This is a genomic window from Nonomuraea sp. NPDC049649, assembly GCF_040675175.1.
Taxonomy (GTDB): Bacteria; Actinomycetota; Actinomycetes; order Streptosporangiales; family Streptosporangiaceae; genus Nonomuraea.
In genome coordinates, this window is the sequence record NZ_JBFAOH010000008.1 from 247,299 (window position 1) to 265,634 (window position 18,336).

Genomic DNA, 18,336 nt, shown 5'->3' on the forward strand with positions numbered 1-18,336 from the left:
CTCCGGGATTGCGGGATGGCGGCCGGATCGTTGACCGGGCCGCCGGGCCGCGACTGTACTGAGGAAAGGGGTCGGCTCACGAGCGCTGAGGAGAAGCTGATGGCACCCACGCGTTCGTGGCCGGTGACCAGGGCGCCGGACGCCGCGGGGGAGGTGGCCGACTGCCTGGGCGGCGCCGTCCACCTGGCCTACGCGGAGCTGCCCGACGCCGGGCTCGCGGTGATCACCGCCGGTTTCGCCGGATACGAGGCCCAGACCGTCGCCCGGGCCCGCGCCCGCCTCCGGGCGCTGCACCACCTGCGCACGCTGCCCGGCGGCGACCAGGCGGGCGACGTCGCCGCCGAGCTGCGGCTCGCCGACTTCCTCGCCGACCCGCCCGAGAGCGTACGGGCGAGCGTCGCAGGAGTGGGCCTGCTGAGCGGCAAGCGCTACCGGCTGCCGGTCGAGGTCGTCTGGACGGGCGACCAGGAGTGCCTGGTCGAGCCGGCGACCGCCGGCGTGGTGGACCACGGGGTGCCCGAGGCGATCGCCGACGTGCTGGCCCAGGACGTGGTCATCCGGTGGTGGGCCGGGCCGAGCCGGCCGCTGCTGCGGGTCTCCGCCTACCTCGACCGGCTGCTCCCGGACAGCGTGATGGCGTCGGCCGGGCGGCTGGGGCTGCGGGTGTCGGCGTTCGTGCTGTCCGCGCCCGGGGCCCGGATCGCCCTGGTGGTCGTCGGCGGCGACGGGGCGACGCTGGCCGTCGCGGCGGGCCGCACGGTGAAGGCGGCTGTCGGGGAGGCGTTCCTGCGCGCGATGGCGGCCAAGGCGCAGCCGTGGAGCACGCTCCCGCTCGCCGACTGCCTGCGCCGCTTCGCCGTCTGGCACCGCGAAGGCGACTACGCCGCCTACCTGGAGGGCCGGGCCGCCGACGCCGGACCCCGGCTGGTCGACGAGCTGGGCGGGCTGCGGCCGTCGAGCTGGCCCGAGATCGCCGCCCGCCGGTTCGGGCACGAGCCGGTCGCCGTGGAGGCGGGACCCGGGGAGGCCGTGAAGGTCGTCTGCCCGGGGGCGGCGCTCTACCGCGCCGCCGGGGCCGCCACCCCGCTTCCCTGCCCCACCCCCTGAGCGCAGGTCCGCACGTTACGAGTCAGCCCCTCCTGGCCCGTTTCCGATAATGGGAACGGGTACGGCCTGGGCGTCCAGGGCCGGGAGGTGGCCTGTGGATCTCACAGTCATAGGAGTGACTCCTCAAGCCGAGGAGGTCTACCGCTACTTCCTGCGCCACCGCGGAGAGAGCGTGGGCTCGGTGCCCGAGGCGCTCGGCATGGACCCCGACACGGTCGAGGCCGCGATCGAGACGCTGGACCGCCTGGCGATGCTGGACCTCACCGACCGCCACCGGGTCATCGCCACCGAGCCGCGGATCGCCATCGAGCGGCTGGTCGAGCAGCGCCTCGAAGAGCTGAACGCGGAGATCCGCCGCGTCTTCGCCGCCCGCGACGCCATCTCCGGCTTCCTGGAGGACAAGCGCGAGGGCGACCAGGCGTCGGTGGTGCTCGACATCGAGCGGGTGGAGAGCGGGGCGCGGGTCCGGCAGCGGCTGGACGACCTCGCCTTCTTCTCGTACAAGGAGACGCTCTGCCTGCACCCGGGTGGCCCGTTCAACCAGGTGATGATCGAGTCGGCGCTGCCGCTCGACACCCGCTCGCTGCGGCGCGGGCTGTCGCTGCGCGAGATCTTCCACCCGCAGGCGCTGGAGGACCCGCGGATGGTGTCCTACCTGCGGGAGCTGGTCAACCTGGGGGCCGAGGTGCGCATCACCGACCAGCCGATGGACCGCATGCTCATGTACGACCGGAGCGTGGCCGTCGTGCCGATCGACCCCAAGCACGACTCCACGGGCGCCCTGCTGGTACGGGAGCCGGGCCTGGTCTCGCAGCTGGTCATCTACTTCGAGGGGCTGTGGAAGGCGGCCACCCCGCTCGGCGACTACATCGACCCGCCGGCGGAGGAGCCGACGCTGTCGAAGATGGAGCAGCGGGTGCTGGCGGTGATGGCGACGGCGGACAAGGACGAGATCGCCGCCCGCGAGCTCGACATCTCGGTGCGGACCTACCGGCGCTACGTCGCCGACCTCATGGCCCGGCTCGGCGCGGTCAACCGCTTCCAGGCCGCGCTGCGCGCCAAGGAGGAGAACTGGATCTGATTTCCTGCCACGGCAATAAAACAAACCCCCGTGACCGGCGCCCGGTCGCGGGGGTTTTGTTTTATCGGCGCTGCGGTGTCCCGGCTCTATCACCTCCTCGGTCTCTTTCAACGGTTGCGGCAATTCCCGGGTGCGTAGGTTTTACGGCCAGGTGTTGCCGTCAGCCACCGCGACGGGCCAGGTGTTGCCATCGCCGTCCACGGGGGCGGGCCAGGTGTTGCCGTCACCCTGCACAGGGGCGGGCCAGGTGTTTCCTGCGACGGCGACCGTCGGGGTGTCCACGCCGGTGACCACGGAGCAGGCGGTGACGCCCGCGGCCCAGACCAGCGCGCCGGAGGCGAGCGCGAAAATCGACTGGGAAATCTTCTTGTTAATAAGCTGCTTCGTCATTTCACTGCCTCTTTCCCGGTGGTTTTTCTTTTTTCCGTTTTCCTGACATCTCCAACTCTGCGCTCCGGCGGGGTCGGAAACCAGAACTTCGGGGCGCAGCATGCTGCAGCCGGGTTTCACCTTCCTGCCATCCGCGGCCGGGTCGCGCACAGCAGGAGGTGACATGGAAAGGCCCCCGATCTTTAACTGGAGAGGACCGGCGGAGCCCGAGGAGGAAGCCCATGAGCGTCTCTGACCTGGACATCTCCCCCGAGATCCGCGAAGAGGCCGCCGCCCCGCAACCCCGCTCCATGGACCGGCTGCGCCAGGAGCTGAGCCGTACCCGCGAGGAGATAGCGCGGGGGCGCCCGCAGGCGGTCGAGCGGCAGCACTCGCTGGGCAAGTACACCGCGCGCGAGCGGCTGGACATGCTGCTGGACGAGGGCTCCTTCCTGGAGATCGAGCAGTTCCGCCGGCACCGCGCGCAGGGGCTCGGCATGGAACGGCAGCGCCCGCACACCGACGGGGTCGTGGCAGGATCCGGCACCGTCGAGGGCCGCCAGGTGTTCGTGTACGCGCAGGACTTCACCGTCTTCGGCGGCTCACTTGGCGAGGCGCACGCGCAGAAGATCCAGAAGGTGATGGACCTGGCGCTCGCCGCCGGGGCGCCCTTCATCGGGCTGAACGACAGCGGCGGGGCCAGGATCCAGGAGGGCGTGCAGTCGCTCCACGGCTACGGCGGCATCTTCCAGCGCAACGTGCAGGCGTCGGGGGTGATCCCGCAGATCAGCGTGGTGCTCGGCCCGTGCGCGGGCGGCGCGGCCTACTCCACCGCGCTGGCCGACTTCACGTTCATGGTGCGCGACACCGCCCAGCTCTACCTGACCGGGCCCGACGTGGTGGAGGCGGTGACGGGGGAGCGGGTGACCCACGCCGAGCTGGGCGGCGCCCAGGTGCACGGCAGCCTGTCCGGCCTGGCCACGTTCGTGCACGAGGACGAGGAGAGCTGCCTGGCCGCCGTCCGCCACCTGGTGTCGATGCTGCCCGCCAACAACCTGAGCCGCCCGCCCGACCTGCCGTCCTGCGGCGCGACCCGGGAGTCTCGCCCCCGGCTGGCCGACATCGTGCCCGTCGAGCCGAACAAGCCCTACGACATGCGGCTGGTCATGGCCGAACTGGTGGACGACGGCGACTACGTGGAACTGCACCGGGGCTGGGCGCCGAACGTCATCTGCGCCTTCGCCCGGATCGACGGCGCCGTGGTGGGGCTGGTGGGCAACCAGCCCATGATGCTCGCGGGCGTGCTGGACGTGGCGGCCTCCCAGAAGGCGGCCCGGTTCGTCAGGTTCTGCGACGCCTTCTCGATCCCGCTGGTGACGCTCGTCGACGTGCCGGGCTTCCTGCCGGGCAAGGACCAGGAGCACGCCGGCGTCATCCGGCACGGGGCCAAGCTGCTGTACGCCTACTGCGAGGCGACCGTGCCCCGGATCCAGGTCATCGTCAGGAAGGCGTACGGCGGCGCGTACATCGTCATGGACTCCCGCTCGATCGGCACCGACCTGTCGTTCGCCTGGCCCACCAACGAGGTCGCGGTGATGGGCGCGGAGGGCGCCGTCAACATCATCTACCGCAAGGAGCTGGCCGCCGCCGCCGACCCCGCCGCCCGCCGCGCCGAACTGCTGGAGCAGTACACCCGCGAGCTCGTCCATCCCGCCTACACCGCCGAGCGCGGCCTGGTGGACGCGGTGATCGACCCCGCCGAGACCCGCTCGGCGGTCGCGCGCGGCCTGAGCATGCTCCGCGACAAGCGCAAGCACCCGGCCGCCCGCAAACACGGGAACCTTCCCCTGTAGCACCTCCATGACGGCCCGCCGCGTCTCCTCCTGACGTGGCGGGCCGCGGCGTTTCCCGGGGCCGTTGACAGCATGCGGCGGCCGGCGGCAGCTTGCTGACACCTCCATCTCTGGATCGCGCCCTCCTCAGAGCCGACAGTGGAAGGCCGAGGACGCGAATCACGAGATGGAGGTGAAACCGCATGGTCGCCTCAGAGCCCCGCCCGGCGACACCCGTGACGTTCACCCTGAACAGCGCGCGGGCACCCGCAGGGACGCGGGGCGTGCCATGTTGATCCAGCTGACGATGCGCCAGGTCGACGGGCTGCCGATCCCCGGTTCTCCGGTGGACGGGATCCGCATCATGGCGCTGCTGCCCCGTACCTGGGAGAAGGACCTCACGCAGGCGAGCGGAGACATCGTCATCCGCGTCTGCCCGGACGAGCCGACGACCTGCGCGCGGGTGCGCGAGCAGGTCACGGAGATCCTCACCAACCCCGAGGTGGACCGGTGGGAGCTGGTGTCCTGCCACACCCTGCCGCATAAGCCGTTGCCCGATGAGTTGTCAGCCGTCCCGCCGTGCCGCGGGACGAACGAGGAGGACCCATGATCGTCACTGTCGTCGGCACCGGGGAGTGCCACGTCTGGTGGGCCGACCCGGAGGACCGGCCCACCGAGAGCCTGATGGCCGTGCTCAGCGACCGCGAGCTCGAACGCGCCGCCCGGTTCCGCCGCGACGCCGACCGCAGGCGGTTCCTCACCGGGTCGTGGCTGCTGCGGACCACGTGCGCCGCCCAGCTCGGCATCCGCCCCGAGGACGTCGTGGTGGACCGCGCCTGCCCCGACTGCGACCGCTACCACGGCAAGCCGCAGATCAGGGCGGAGCTGCCGCTGCACTGCTCGGTCTCCCACTCGGGGGAGCGGGTCGTGGTGGCGCTGACGACCGAGGGGCCGGTGGGGGTGGACGTCGAGGCGGTGCCCGCCACCCCGGTGGAGGAGCTGGCGCGGGGCGCGCTCACGCCGCGCGAGCGGGCCGCGCTGGAGGCGTTCCCCCCGGCCGGCCGGTACGAGGCCTTCACCAAGGTCTGGGTGCGCAAGGAGGCCGCGCTGAAGGCCACCGGCCACGGCCTGCGGATCTCGCCGAACAAGGTGGAGGTCAGCGGCCCGGAGGAGGAGCCCGAGCTGCTGAGCTGGCCGCTCGACATCCCGCCGGCCGAGGTGCGGTTCCGCCGTCTGTCGCCCGGTCCCGGGTACGTGGGGGCGATCGCGGTGATCGGCGGCCGGGGCGTCCAGGTGGTGGAGACCCACCTCAGCACCGCCCGCCCGGTCGCCGTCCCGGCCGCGTGACGAGAGAGGGGTGATCCGCGTGAACAGGACGCTGCTCCTGCTCCCGGGCGCCTGGGCGGGCGCCTGGGTGTGGGAGCCGGTGGTCCGCCGCCTGCGCCTGCGCGGGCACGATGCTCGCGCGGTCACGCTGCGCGGGCTGGCCTCGGACCGGGCCGACGTCTCCGGCGTCGGCCTGGACACCCACGTACGCGACATCCTGGACCTGCTGGAGACGGAGGACCTGCGGGACGTCGTCGTCGTGGGGCACGGCTACTCGGGGCTCGTGGCGGGCCAGGTGGCCGACCGGGCCCGCGACCGGGTGGCCCGCACGGTGCTCGTGGAGGGGTTCCTGCCGCACCACGGCAGGTCGATGCTGCACGCGTTCCCGGAGCGGCTGCGCGGCCAGGAGCTGCGGCTCATCGCCGCCAACGGAGGCCGCTGGCCGGCCCCCGACCACACGGTGGTGGGCGACGGGCAGGGCCTCACCCGCGCGCAGGCGCGGTGGCTGGCCGGGCGGTTCGTCGGCCACCCCGGGCGGACCGTCGCCGAGCCCGCCACGCTGAGCGCCCCGCTGGCGCGCCAGCGGGGCAGCTACGTCATCTGCTCCCAGGACCACTTCGAGGGCCGGGTGGCCCCCGACGTGTCGGCCCTGCGCGCCGAGCCGACCTGGGACTTCCACACGCTCGACACCGGCTGCTGGCCGATGCTCTCGGCCCCCGGCGCGCTGGCCGACCTGCTGTCCGGCCTCGCCGCGGAGCCGGTCTGACGGGTGCCGCCGTGTCCCGGTGCTAGCCCGGGACGCGTTCGGGGCGGGCCAGCAGGCCGCGCACGGCTCCGCCGTACAGCTTGACCAGGATCGCCAGCCCCGCCAGCAGGAGCAGGGCCGTGAAGACCCACTCGTTGGAGCCGCCGGGACCGTAGACCCGGTGGGCGAGGCCGATGTCCACCGCCGGGACCTGCTCACCCTCCCGGTTGGTGTAGCGGTCGCTGCCGTACATCTCGACGTCCTGACGGACGATCGTGCCGTCGTCGGAGCGGAACTCGCCCGACCAGAAGCAGGACTCGTGCCCCGGATGCTGCACGCAGGACAGCCGGACGGGCGTGAACACGCCCGGCGCCCCGTCCGCCCGCGCCGCCCGGATCACCGTGCCGATGTTCGGCACGGCCAGGTAGAGCAGCAGGACCGCGAGGGCCGTCAGCGCGACGGAGAAGGCGGACGGCCGCCGCGGCGGGGCCGCCGTCATGCCGCGAGTGCGCAGTCGCAGCGCATGCCCGCGCGCTCGGCCGGGCGGGGCTTGCGGTGCATGAGCATCGCCACCACCATCGGGGCGAAGACCAGCGCGTTGTAGAACAGGTGCAGCTCCATGCGCGGCACGAGGAGCTGGATGAGGCTGACCGGCGCGGGGCGGCCGAGCAGGTTGGTGCCGGCGAGCGCCTGCACGAGCAGGATGAGGTGCTCCAGGTGATGCCAGACCTGGATGGCGAGGGAGATGTTCCACCAGGTGCGGGCCCGGCCGGTGAAGCCGCGGCGGAGCATGAGCAGGCCGACGAGCATCAGCAGCGCGTAGCCGTAGTGCATCCACTCGGAGGTCACCAGCCACGGGAAGGGGATGCCCAGCACGCCCAGGGCCTCGGGCAGCGGCCAGCCCAGCACGTACACCTGGATGGCCTGGGCGACGTGCTCGGCCCAGTGGGCCACCACGATGAAGAGATAAACGGCGAGCGCGGGCTTGTGGTAGCCGGCGTTGAGCCTTGGCAGCCAGCCGCTCTCCTGCTTCGCTGACACCGCTGGTACGGCCATGACGGAACCTCGTCTCTCGGGGGTGTCGGTCACGCCCCGAGGGATGAGATGGAACGGCTCCGCCGGGGCAGCGCGAATTTCAGTCTCAGCGCGCCGGGCGAGGGCGGGCAACTTCCTGATTGCTGCCCGGATTCAATGGCACCGAATTATGCGGAAAGGCGGCGGGGAAATTATTTCCCGCCGCCGTTTCCCGTACTCCGGTAAGAAGGCTTTCCCGATCAGAGCCGGGCGGCCTCCCGCAGCGCGTCCGCCCGGCCGGTCGCCTCCCAGGAGAAGCCCGCGCGGCCGAAGTGCCCGTACGCGGCCGTCTCGGCGTAGACGGGCCGCAGCAGGTCGAGATCCCTGATGATCGCGGCCGGCCGCAGGTCGAACACCTCAAGGATGGCGTCGTGGATCCGGTCCTGCGGCACCCGCTCGGTGCCGAAGCACTCCACGAACAGGCCCACCGGCCGCGCCTTGCCGATGGCGTAGGCCACCTGCACCTCGCACCGGCCGGCCAACCCGGCCGCGACCACGTTCTTGGCCACCCAGCGCATCGCGTAGGCGCCCGACCGGTCGACCTTGGACGGGTCCTTCCCGGAGAAGGCGCCGCCGCCGTGCCTGGCCATGCCGCCGTAGGTGTCGATGATGATCTTCCGGCCGGTGAGCCCGGCGTCGCCCATCGGGCCGCCGATCTCGAACCGGCCCGTCGGGTTGACCAGCAGCCGGCAGCCCTCCGCGGCGATGCCCGCCTCCGCGACGACCGGGGCGACGACCTCCCGCTCGATGTCGGGGGCCAGCGTCTCCTTCAGGTCGACGCCGGGCGCGTGCTGGGTGGACACCACCACGGTGTCCAGCCGCACCGGGCGGTCGCCCTCGTACTCGACCGTCACCTGCGTCTTGCCGTCGGGCCGCAGGTACGGCACGGTGCCGTCCTTGCGCACCCGGGTCAGCCGCCTGGCCAGCCGGTGGGCCAGGGTGATCGGCAGCGGCATGAGCTCGTCGGTCTCCTGGCAGGCGTAGCCGAACATCAGCCCCTGGTCTCCGGCGCCCTGCCGGTTCAGCGCGTCGTCCACGCCCTCCTCGCGGTGCTCGTAGGCGTCGTCGACGCCGCGCGCGATGTCGGGCGACTGGGTGCCGATCGACACCGACACCCCGCACGAGGCGCCGTCGAAGCCCTTGCCGGAGGCGTCGTAGCCGATCTCCAGGATCGCCTGCCGGACGAGGCCGGGGATGTCGACGTAGGTCCGGGTGGTGACCTCGCCCGCGACGTGGACCAGGCCGGTCGTGATCAGCGTCTCGACGGCGACGCGGCTGCCGGGGTCCTCTTTCAGCATGGCGTCGAGGACGGTGTCGCTGATCTTGTCGGCGATCTTGTCCGGGTGGCCTTCGGTGACCGATTCCGAGGTGAACAGGCGGCGTGTCACGGGCCGTCCTCCTAGTAGGGCAGCCGGCGGCCTGAAGGCGTGCGCAGGTCCAGGTCGGTGGCGGGCGGCCGGGGCTTGGGTTTGGCGATGCGAATGCGCGGCATCGGGACTCCATTCGAATCTCGGATTTCCCGGGTCAGACCATCCGGAATTCGTCTCGGAAATGCAGCTCCCGATGATCTGGTCTTTCGACGATAACGCCGCCGGGAATGGCGGTGTTCTTTCGCTGTGCGGAGCGTCAGGATTCGATCCGGACGCTGTCGCGGAACCAGTCCGCGAGCGTCCGCATCCGCTCGGCCAGCCCGTCCTCGCACGTCCCGGAGAGCATCACGGTCGCCGCCCGCGCGTTGGAGGCGGCCCTGGTGTCCGGGACGGTGTCGCCCGGCCGCACCCGGAGCTGGACGGCCTCCACGCCGGGCAGGCCCAGCAGGTCCTCGCGGCCCGGCATGGCCCGTACCCGGCCCGGGCGGGCGGGCAGGTGGACCCACCCGTACGCCCGCTCCGCCGCGCTGCGGCCCGGCCCGATCGCCGACGGCAGCCCCAGCAGGGCCCGCGTCCACTCGTCGTACAGGTCCACGCCGAACCGGGCGCGGGTGGTCTCCAGCACCATGCCGCCGCCGATGCGCCCGGCGCACTCGCTGAACGCGAGCCGGTCCCCCTGGTCGAACAGCTCCAGGTGGAAGACGCCGTCGGTGTGGCCGAGCGCGTTGAGCGCGGTCGCGGCCAGCTCCCGCACCCGGCCGTACAGGTCGGCGTGCGCCAGCGGGTCGACGGTGACCGACCCGACCAGGCCGCCGTCCTGGATCTCGATCACGTTCTGCAGGTAGCGGGACAGGCCGAGGAACAGCACGGCGCCGTCCCTGACGACGCCGTCGAGGTGCATCTCGGCGCCCGTCATGAACTCCTCGACCAGCCACGGCCCCGGCCGCCCCGACGCCGCGACCGCGGCCCTGGCCCGCTCCAGCGACTCCGGCCCGCGCACCACGTGCGTGTGCTGGGTGGAGACGCCGTCGAGCGGCTTGACCACGAACGGCCTGCCGGGGTAGGTCTCCGGCAGCTCGTAGGCGGTGCGGCAGCCGGCGACGGCCAGCCCCGCCTCGCGGACCAGCCGCTTCTGCACCAGCTTGTCGCGGAGCGCCACCGCCGTGGCCACCGGCATCCCGGGCCGGTCGTACGCCGCCGCCAGCACCGCCGCCTGGACCAGGCACTCCTCGTGCTCGGAGCAGACCGCGTCGAAGCCGCGCACGTCCACCCCGTCCCGGGCCAGCCCGGCCACCACGTCGTCCAGCCGGGTCACGTCCGGGACCACGACCGTCCGCCCGGTGAACCCGTGGCGGGCGGGCGCCCCGCTCTCCGCGGCCGGCACCACGAAGGTGACGTCGCAGCCGTGACGGGCCAGGGAGTCGGCCGTCTCCTCCCACCATCCGAGGTACAGGACGGACGCGCGCATCGCGGACACCTCTCTGCTCGGCAGGGGGACGGCCACCAGGGTGACACGCGGCGCCCGCGGCGGCTTCTCCCAGCGTGTCGACGCTGGGCAACCTGGGAGATGTCCCGCGCACCGCCGAGGTAACACGATGCTGCTGTGCCCGGCTTCCGCTCTCCGGGCCGGATCGGAGACTCACGGTGGGGCGCTCTCATTCGCTGCCGGACCGCCTGCTGGAGCGTGCCCGGGTCCAGCCCGAGGCGGTCGCCCTGGTCCTGGACGGCGAGCGCGTCAGCTACGCCGGGCTGCACGCGATGGCGACCGGCGCCGCCGCCCGGCTCCGCGCCCTGGACCTGCCGCCCGGCGCGAGCGTGGCGGTGCGGGCGGTCAAGTCGCCCGAGACGATCGCCGTGATAGCGGCCTGCCTGCTGACCCGCCGGCCGGTCCTGCTGGCCTCCGCCGAGCTGGGCGAGCACGCGCTGGAGGCGCTGCTCGCGCGGGCCGGATGCGCCGCGCTGCTGGACGGCCCCGCCACCACCAGGCTCACCGCCGGCCCGCCGGTCGGCGAGGACGTCTCCTTCATGCTCACCACCTCGGGCTCCACCGGCGTGCCGAAGATCGTGCCGCTCGACGCCGGGGCCGTCGACCGGTTCACCGACTGGGCCGGCGGCCGGTTCGGCATCGGGCCGGGCACGGTGGTGCTGAACTACGCGCCGCTCACCTTCGACCTGTGCCTGCTCGACGTCTGGGCGACCCTCAAGGCCGGCGGCACCGTCGTCCTGGTGGACCAGGAACGCGCCTCCGACGGCCGCCACCTGGCCGCGCTCGTGGAGAGCGAAGGCGTGGAGGTCGTCCAGGGCGTGCCCCTGCTGTACCGCCTGATCGCCGACGCGTCCGACAGCCCGCTGCCCGGAGTCCGGCACGTCATCGTGACCGGCGACAAGCTCTCCCCCCGGCTGCTCGGCCGGCTGCCGGAGCTGTTCCCCGGCGCCCGCCTCTACAACGTCTACGGCTGCACCGAGACCAACGACAGCTTCCTGTACGAGATCACCGGCACCGAGGAGAGCGTGCCGATCGGCCGCCCGCTGCCCGGCGTCGAGGCGCTCGTGGTGGACGAGACCGGCGCCGTGCTCGACGGCCCCGCCACCGGAGAGCTGCTGGTGCGCACGCCGTTCCAGACCCGCGGGTACGTGGGCGGCGACGCCTTCCCCGACGGCCGCTTCCGCTCCGGAGACGTGGTCAGCCGCGACGAGCACGGCGTCTTCACCCTCGTCGGCAGGAACGACTTCCAGGTCAAGGTGCGCGGCACCCGGGTCAACCTGCAAGAGGTGGAGCACCTGCTGCTCGCGCACGAGGCCGCCGCCGACGCCGCCGTGGTCGGCGTCCCCGACGAGCTGGCCGGGGTGCGCATCCACGCCGTGGTCCGCCGGACGGCGCCCGGCGCGCTGAACAGCCTCGCGCTGCGGGACTACTGCCGCACCCGGCTGCCCCGCGCCGCCATCCCCAGCACCATCCAGGTCGTCGACGACCCGCTGCCCTCGACGCCGACGGGAAAGCCCGACCGGCGATCCATCATCGAGAACCTCCGGAACGGGAGCTGACGTGGATCATTCGTACGCCATCAAGCAGTACATCGTCCGGGAGTTCATCCCCGACGTCACCCCCGAGGAGCTCGACGACGAGTACGACCTCGTCGCCAACGGGGTGGTCAACAGCCTGAGCCTGCTGAAGATCGTCAACTGGCTGGCCGACACCTACGACATCCCGCTCGACGACGTGGACGTCTCGCTCAAGGACGTCGTCTGCGTGGCGGCGATCCGCCGCTTCGTCGAGCGCACCGCGCGGCAGCCCGTGCCCGCGCTGGCCGAGAACTGACCGAGGGGGACCACTCATGATCGTCCGCAGGGTTTACGACGTCCCGGGGGTCGAGTGGGGCAACGGCATCAGCCGCCGCCTGCTCGTCGCCGACGACAACATGGGCTACACGCTGACCGACACCACGGTGTGGGCGGGCACCCGGTCGCCGCTGCAGTACAAGAACCATCTGGAGGCCTGCTACTGCGTCTCCGGCACCGGGATGGTCGTCGACTCCGAAGGCAACGAGTATCCGATCGAGCCCGGCACCGTCTACGCGCTCGACCAGCACGACGCCCACTACCTGATCGCCTCGCCGCTGGAGGACCTGCGCCTCATCTGCGTCTTCGCGCCGGCCCTGGAGGGCCAGGAACGGCACGACTTCAGCCGGCTCGATTTCTCCCAGTACTGAGAGGAGCGCGGGTATGCGGGTGTGGAGTGAGGAGCAGGAACGGCTCCGCGAATCCTTCGCGGCGGTCTTCGCCGCCTGCGGCGAGGGACACCTGGAGCGGGACCGGAGTGCGGAGTTCTCGCATGCCCAGTGGAAGCTCCTGGCCGAGGCCGGCCTGCTCCGCCTGCCGTTCGGCACCGAATGGGGCGGGTCCGGGCAGGACCTGCTCACCACCATGTACGTGCTGGAAGGGCTCGGGTACGGCTGCCGCGACAGCGGCCTGAACTTCGCCGTGTCCACCCACGTCGTCAGCACCGGGATCCCCGTGCAGCGTTTCGGGTCGGCCGAGCTCAAGGCCCGCTACCTGCCGGGGATCTGCGACGGCTCGGCCATCGGCGCCCACGCCATCACCGAACGCACCGGCGGCTCGGACGCCGCCGCCATGCGGATGACGGCGATCGCGCGCGGCGACTCGTACGTGCTGAACGGCGAGAAGCGCTTCATCAGCAGCGGCCCGGTCGCCGACCTGTTCCTCGTCTACGCCAAGACCGACCCGGAGCAGGGCGCGTTCGGCATGACGGCGTTCGTGGTCGAGCGGGACACGCCCGGCCTGACGGTCGGCCCGCCGATCGACAAGATGGGCCTGCGGACCTCGCCCTTCTGCGACGTGACCTTCGACGACTGCGTGGTGCCCGCCGCGAACGTCGTCGGCCGCCCCGGCCGCGGCTTCTTCATCCTCGACCACGTGATGAAGTGGGAGATCCTCTGCTCCTTCATCATCAGCGTCGGGGCGATGCGGCACCGGATGGAGCGGTGCGCCGAGTTCGCCAGGTCGCGGACGCAGTTCGGCGCCGCGATCGGCTCCTGCCAGCTGATCGCCGACAAGATCGTCGACATGCGGATCGGCGTCGAGACCGCCGCCAAATGGCTGTACGACACCGCGGAGCGGTTCGTCTCCGGCGCCGACGTGATGGTGGACATCGCCATCGCCAAGCTGCTCGCCAGCGAGGCCAACCTGAGGTCCGCGGCGGACGCGGTGCAGGTGTTCGGCGCCCGGGGCTACCTCACGGAGTACGGCATCGAGAAGGAGCTCCGCGACGCCACCGGAGGCACGATCTACTCCGGCACCTCGGAGATCCAGCGGGACAAGATCGCCCGCATGCTCGGAATCCAGCGAACGTAAGGCGAAATGATGATCGTCGACACCACGCCCGGGGAGCTCCTGGCTGTCACCGAGTTCCTCGACCACGACCACCCGGCCGTCACCGCGTTCGTCGCGGACGCGCTCGCCGGCCGCTGGGGCACGCCGAAGGAGAACGCGGTCGCGCTCTACTACGCGGTCCGTGACGGGCTCGACTACGAGGTCTACAACGCCGACCTGAGCCGCGCCGGGCTGCGCGCCAGCGCCATCATCGCCCGCGGTCAGGGCTTCTGCGTGCACAAGTCCATCGTCTACGCGGCGGTGTGCCGGGCGGCGGGCATCCCCAGCCGGATCGTCCTCACCGACGTGCGCAACCACCTGGCCTCGCCCCGGCTGCGCGAGCTGGTCGGCGGCGACGTGTTCCGCTTCCACGCGCTCAACTCGGTGCTCCTGGACGGCCGCTGGGTGCGGGCCACCCCGGTCTTCAACAAGCTGCTGTGCCGGCTGTACGGCATCACGCCGCTGGAGTTCGACGGCACTTCCGACAGCATGTACCACCCCTACGACCGCAAGGGCCGCCGGCACATGGAGTTCCTCGGCGAGCACGGGGAGTTCGCCGATTTCCCGTACCGGCTCGTGGTGGACGGGCTGCGGGCGGCGCACCCGCGCCTGTTCGCCGGCGAGCACGCCACGACCAGCGGCTCGCTGGTCGTCGAGGCCGACCAGCGGAGCCGTTGACATGGCCGGGCCGCTGCTCACCGCGGGCCGTGACGGGCTGCTCGACCAGGCGGTGGACCTGATCGAGCACTTCGACTCCTGCCTGCGCGGGCTGTACCGGGCGCAACTCGACCTCGACGAGCACGTGGCCTACTGCCGGAGCCGCGGGCTGCCCTACGACGAGCCCGTGATCTCCCACCTGGCGGAGAGCGCGCAGTACGCCAGGCGGTGCATCGCCGAACGGCGCAGCGCCCTGGTGGCGGCCGACGACGTCGCCGGGCAGCCGCTGTCCACCGCCGAGGGCGTCCTGCGGTGGGGCCTGGCCACGCTCGCCTACGTCCGGGACGCGCTGGAGTGGTGCTCGGCGTCGTACGCGCAGGCGGGCGCCGTCCAGTTCTTCGACCTCGCCCAGCAGGACTCCCCGAAGGTCAACTACGAGCGGTACGAGCACGCCGCGGTGGAGCGGGTCGAGCGCCAGCTGCTGGACACGCTCGGCCTCACCCCGGACCGGCACGGGCTCAGCGTCACCTCCTCCGGCGTCGCCGCGTACTCGCTGGTGGAGTCGTTCCTGCTCCGGGACCGGCTGCGGCCCGGCGACACGGTGCTGATCGCGCCCTACGTCTACTTCGAGGCGGCCGAGCAGCTGTCCGCGCTGCCGCCGCACGTCGAGATCCGCTGGGCCGCCCGGTACGAGACCGACGACCTGGTGGCCGACGTGCTGCGGCACCGGCCGCGCTGCGTGTTCGCCGACCCGCTGACCAACACCGCCCAGCAGCGCATGATCGACCTGGGCGCCCTCGTGGAGCGGCTGCGGGCCGTCGTCACCTGGCCGATCACCCTGGTCGTCGACGGCACCATGACCTCCGGCATGCTGCCGCCCGGCCTGCTCGCCGGCGACGACGCCGTGGAGATCCTCTACTACGAGAGCTGCTCCAAGTACATGCAGCTCGGCCTCGACTCCAACATGGCGGGGCTGGTCGCCTACCCGGCCCACCTGGGTGAGCGGTTCGGGCTGCTGCGCCGCAACAGCGGCTCGATCCTCTACCGGCACGCCGCCGACATGTTCCCCCGGTTCCAGCCGGCCACCTACCGCGCCCGGATGCGGCGCATCGGCGACGGTGCCCGCCGGATCGCGGCCCTGCTCGGTGCCGACCCGCGCGTCCAGGCGGCCGGCCAGGTGTGCCACCCCTCGCTCCCGGACCACCCCGACGCCGCCGTGGCGCGGGACCTCGGGTTCGCCGGAGGCTGCGTCACCTTCCTCTTCCACGACCCGGACCACAACACCAAGGACGGGCTGAACGCGGTGATCGACCGGGCGATCGAGCGGGCCCGGCTGTCGGGCGCGCAGCTCACCAAGGGGGCCAGCTTCGGCTTCTCGGTGCCGAGGCTGTCGGCCGCGGACGCCTTCGCCGAAGGCGAGCCGCCCTTCCTGCGGCTGTACGCGGGCGACCGCGGCGCCCAGGCCGGACTCCTGGCCGAAGCGCTCGCCCAGGCCCTCCACCAGCACTGATTGGACTCGCCGATGTCGAACATGGCCCGCGGTCTCCCCCCGCTCGTCGCCTACGGCGTCATGCTCGCCGCCGTCGACGTGTACGCGGGCAACCGGCTGCAGTCGCTCGACCCGTTCGCGGTCGCGGCGATCTCCTTCTCCCTGGCCGCGGCCTACTTCCTGATCCAGGAGACGGGCCGGAACGGGGTGCGGAGCGTGCTGCGCCCGATGGCCCGGCACCGGCACGACGTCATCGCGATCAACATCGTGACCGCGCTGACGTGGCTGACGCTGCTGTACGCGCTCAAGTACCTGGAGCCCGCGATCGTCAACGTGATCGCGCTGGCCATCGGCCCCGCGCTGGTGGCGCTGGCCGGTCCGCTGATGCGCAAGGGACCCCCGGTGCTGCGCACCGAGATCGCCGTCTCGCTGGGGGTGCTGGCGCTGATCGGGCTGCTCATGTGGGGTTCGGCGAGCGGGCTGAGCGGGCTGGGCACGCTCGACTCCGAGCACGCCGCGCTGGGGCTGGCGCTGACCATCGCCTGCGGGCTGGGCTGCACGGGCAACGTCATCTACTCCAAGCGGCTCAGCGACGCCGGGTTCACCCCGTCGTCGTCGCTGGCCGTCCGGTACTTCGGCACCATCGCCGTCTCGTGGGTGTTCGTGCTCACCGGCGGCGACCCGATGCTGGGCGCGGCGTTCCTGCCCGCCGCGGTGATCGCGCTGATCGGGATCGCGCTGCCCAACTACCTCAGCCAGGTCGGCATCAAGCACGTCGAGCCGATCACCGCCGCGCTCGTCTGCACCCTGTCGCCGATCTTCGCCTTCCTGCTGCAGCTCTTCGACAGCCGGTTGACGCCCTCGCCGCTCACCTTCGCCGGGCTGCTCGGCATCACGGCCCTGGTGACGCTGGGTGTGGTGGTCCGGGCCAGGCACGAGCGGCGGCCCCCGCCCGCCGTGCTGCCTGCCCCCGAGGACGCGGCGGGGGTGGCGTGATGACGGACCGGGTGACGAGGGCCTACCTGGACGCCGCCGCCGCGCCGGGGTCCCGCCTCGGCAGGGCAGTCGAGCAGGCCGAGCGCCTGCCCTCGCTGTCCGCGTGGGACGGCGCCTACCTGGACCGGCCGCTGTTCCTGCCCGAGGCCGGGCTGCGCGCCTTCGCCGAGGACCTGTCGCGGGTCGTCGAGCTGCTGCTCGCGCTGCCGGGCCGGCTGTTCGGGGGTGACCTCGGCCGGTTCGCCGCCGCCGTCGGCGTCGAGGGCGAACGGTCGGCGCTCATGCGGCGGCTGGGCACGCCGCCCCCCGCCTGCGGCCGGGCCGACGTCTATCACGACGGGACCGCGTACCGGCTGCTGGAGATCGGCATCGGCAGCGAGCTCGGCGGGTGGGACCGCAGCGGCGAGGTCCCCCGCGCGTTCCTGCGCGACGAGGCGTTCGCCGCGTTCGCGGCGGAGCGGCGGCTCGGCTACACCCACAGCCCGACGCTGCTCGCGGACGCGCTGCGGCAGGCCGCCGGCGGTGAGCCCGTCGTGGCGCTGGTCGAGGGGCCCGGCGCGCTGGCGGAGTGGGCGGGCACCTGGAGCCCGCTGCGGGAGGCGCTGCGCGGCGCCGGGCTGCGCTGCCACCTCGGCGAGCTGGGCGACCTCACCGTCCGCGGCGGCCGGGCGTACCTCGCCGGGGACCGGATCGACGTGCTGTTCCGCTGCTTCGACACCGACCAGCTGCTCGGCGACGCGGGCGCGACCGCCCAGGCCGAACGGCTCTTCCGCCTGCACGAGTCCGGCGGCCTGCTGCTGTGGACCCCGCTGGAGAGCAACCTGTTCTGCGAGAAGGGCGGCCTGGCCCTGCTGTCCGCCGGGGACGCCTGCTCCGCCGCCGAGCGGGCGCTGATCGACCGGGTGCTGCCGTGGACCCGCCTGCTCACCCGGGACTCGCCGGATGACCTGATCGACGAGTGCCGCGCCCGCCGCGACCGGCTGATACTCAAACCGGGCGGCCTCTATGGCGGGTACGGGGTCGTACCCGGCTGGGAGCGCACCGACGCCGAGTGGCGGGAGGCGCTGCGCGAGGCCGCCGCGACCGGCGGCGTCGTCCAGGAACGGATCGCGCCCCGCGCCGAGCCGGTCGCCCGCCCCGGCGCGGCCGAGGAGCCGTGGCACGCGGTCTACGGTTTCTACTACACGCCCGCCGGCTACGCCGGGGTGCACGCCCGCGTCGCCCCCGCCGGCCACAGCTCCGTCATCAGCCTCACCACCAACAAGCACGTCCGCTCCGCGGGCGTCTTCCACGTCGGGGAGCCGTCATGACACTCCCTGTGTCAACCTCAGGCAGCAACGAACTCGTTGAGCGCTGCTGCGGCGCCGTGTTTGGCGGGGTCGTAGGGGACACCGTCGAGC

Annotated in this window: 19 protein-coding genes; 14 read left to right on the forward strand and 5 right to left on the reverse strand. The window is 72.5% G+C overall.

What is annotated here, in order from left to right; all coding sequences use genetic code 11:
• The first annotated feature begins 99 nt into the window (after positions 1–99).
• Positions 100–1,107, forward strand: coding sequence for a hypothetical protein (locus AB0J42_RS14235; protein ID WP_364293283.1), 1,008 nt, complete (start codon positions 100–102; stop codon positions 1,105–1,107).
• 115 nt (positions 1,108–1,222) lie between these two features.
• Complete coding sequence (locus AB0J42_RS14240) at positions 1,223–2,188, forward strand: helix-turn-helix transcriptional regulator (protein ID WP_364293286.1); 966 nt, start codon at positions 1,223–1,225, stop codon at positions 2,186–2,188.
• 141 nt (positions 2,189–2,329) lie between these two features.
• Here AB0J42_RS14240 and AB0J42_RS14245 read toward each other — a convergent pair whose 3' ends face one another.
• Entirely contained in the window at positions 2,330–2,728 is a 399-nt protein-coding gene (locus tag AB0J42_RS14245) for a hypothetical protein (RefSeq protein ID WP_364293289.1), read from the reverse strand.
• 71 nt (positions 2,729–2,799) lie between these two features.
• Here AB0J42_RS14245 and AB0J42_RS14250 point away from each other — a divergent pair, with 71 nt between their 5' ends.
• The 4 genes from AB0J42_RS14250 (at position 2,800) to AB0J42_RS14265 (ending at position 6,481) form a co-directional block, all read left to right on the forward strand.
• Entirely contained in the window at positions 2,800–4,410 is a 1,611-nt protein-coding gene (locus AB0J42_RS14250; protein WP_364293292.1) for an acyl-CoA carboxylase subunit beta, read from the forward strand.
• 268 nt (positions 4,411–4,678) lie between these two features.
• Entirely contained in the window at positions 4,679–4,999 is a 321-nt protein-coding gene (locus AB0J42_RS14255; protein ID WP_364293295.1) for a hypothetical protein, read from the forward strand.
• Positions 4,996–5,736, forward strand: coding sequence for a 4'-phosphopantetheinyl transferase superfamily protein (locus tag AB0J42_RS14260; protein ID WP_364293298.1), 741 nt, complete (start codon positions 4,996–4,998; stop codon positions 5,734–5,736). Before AB0J42_RS14255 ends, AB0J42_RS14260 begins: the two co-directional genes overlap by 4 nt.
• A 19-nt stretch (positions 5,737–5,755) precedes the next feature.
• Complete coding sequence (locus AB0J42_RS14265) at positions 5,756–6,481, forward strand: alpha/beta fold hydrolase (protein WP_364293301.1); 726 nt, start codon at positions 5,756–5,758, stop codon at positions 6,479–6,481.
• Positions 6,482–6,503: 22 nt separating this feature from the next.
• Here the strand turns inward: AB0J42_RS14265 and AB0J42_RS14270 are convergent, their stop codons facing one another.
• From AB0J42_RS14270 to AB0J42_RS14285, 4 genes are all read right to left on the reverse strand, one after another.
• The gene (locus AB0J42_RS14270) at positions 6,504–6,959 is read right to left on the reverse strand and encodes a hypothetical protein (protein WP_364293303.1); all 456 of its coding nucleotides are present in this window, start codon (positions 6,957–6,959) and stop codon (positions 6,504–6,506) included.
• Positions 6,956–7,516, reverse strand: a complete 561-nt coding sequence (locus AB0J42_RS14275) for a hypothetical protein (protein ID WP_364293306.1) — start codon at positions 7,514–7,516, stop codon at positions 6,956–6,958. The genes AB0J42_RS14270 and AB0J42_RS14275 overlap by 4 nt, the downstream gene beginning before the upstream one ends.
• Before the next feature lie 218 nt (positions 7,517–7,734).
• Positions 7,735–8,922 (reverse strand): methionine adenosyltransferase, encoded by a 1,188-nt coding sequence (gene metK, locus AB0J42_RS14280; protein WP_364293309.1) that lies wholly within the window; start codon positions 8,920–8,922, stop codon positions 7,735–7,737.
• A 238-nt stretch (positions 8,923–9,160) separates the two neighbouring features.
• Positions 9,161–10,372, reverse strand: a complete 1,212-nt coding sequence (locus AB0J42_RS14285; protein WP_364293312.1) for a hypothetical protein — start codon at positions 10,370–10,372, stop codon at positions 9,161–9,163.
• A 176-nt stretch (positions 10,373–10,548) separates the two neighbouring features.
• On the opposite strand from AB0J42_RS14285, the gene AB0J42_RS14290 reads away from it, so the two are divergent.
• Genes AB0J42_RS14290 through AB0J42_RS14325 form a run of 8 tightly spaced genes read left to right on the forward strand, consistent with a single transcriptional unit; the run spans position 10,549 to position 18,246 of the window.
• A complete protein-coding gene (locus tag AB0J42_RS14290; protein WP_364293315.1) occupies positions 10,549–11,949 on the forward strand; it encodes an AMP-binding protein in 1,401 nt (466 codons plus the stop codon).
• A 1-nt stretch (position 11,950) separates the two neighbouring features.
• Complete coding sequence (locus tag AB0J42_RS14295; RefSeq protein WP_364293318.1) at positions 11,951–12,223, forward strand: hypothetical protein; 273 nt, start codon at positions 11,951–11,953, stop codon at positions 12,221–12,223.
• 16 nt (positions 12,224–12,239) lie between these two features.
• Positions 12,240–12,614, forward strand: coding sequence for an ectoine synthase (locus tag AB0J42_RS14300; protein ID WP_364293321.1), 375 nt, complete (start codon positions 12,240–12,242; stop codon positions 12,612–12,614).
• A gap of 13 nt (positions 12,615–12,627) precedes the next feature.
• The gene (locus AB0J42_RS14305) at positions 12,628–13,776 is read left to right on the forward strand and encodes an acyl-CoA dehydrogenase family protein (RefSeq protein ID WP_364293323.1); all 1,149 of its coding nucleotides are present in this window, start codon (positions 12,628–12,630) and stop codon (positions 13,774–13,776) included.
• 6 nt (positions 13,777–13,782) lie between these two features.
• The gene (locus AB0J42_RS14310) at positions 13,783–14,472 is read left to right on the forward strand and encodes a transglutaminase-like domain-containing protein (RefSeq protein WP_364293326.1); all 690 of its coding nucleotides are present in this window, start codon (positions 13,783–13,785) and stop codon (positions 14,470–14,472) included.
• A 1-nt stretch (position 14,473) separates the two neighbouring features.
• Positions 14,474–15,961: a PLP-dependent transferase gene (locus AB0J42_RS14315; protein ID WP_364293329.1), complete on the forward strand. Its 1,488-nt coding sequence runs from the start codon at positions 14,474–14,476 to the stop codon at positions 15,959–15,961.
• A gap of 21 nt (positions 15,962–15,982) precedes the next feature.
• The gene (locus AB0J42_RS14320; RefSeq protein WP_364293332.1) at positions 15,983–16,936 is read left to right on the forward strand and encodes a DMT family transporter; all 954 of its coding nucleotides are present in this window, start codon (positions 15,983–15,985) and stop codon (positions 16,934–16,936) included.
• Positions 16,936–18,246, forward strand: coding sequence for a hypothetical protein (locus tag AB0J42_RS14325; RefSeq protein WP_364293335.1), 1,311 nt, complete (start codon positions 16,936–16,938; stop codon positions 18,244–18,246). Before AB0J42_RS14320 ends, AB0J42_RS14325 begins: the two co-directional genes overlap by 1 nt.
• The last annotated feature ends 90 nt before the right edge of the window (positions 18,247–18,336 follow it).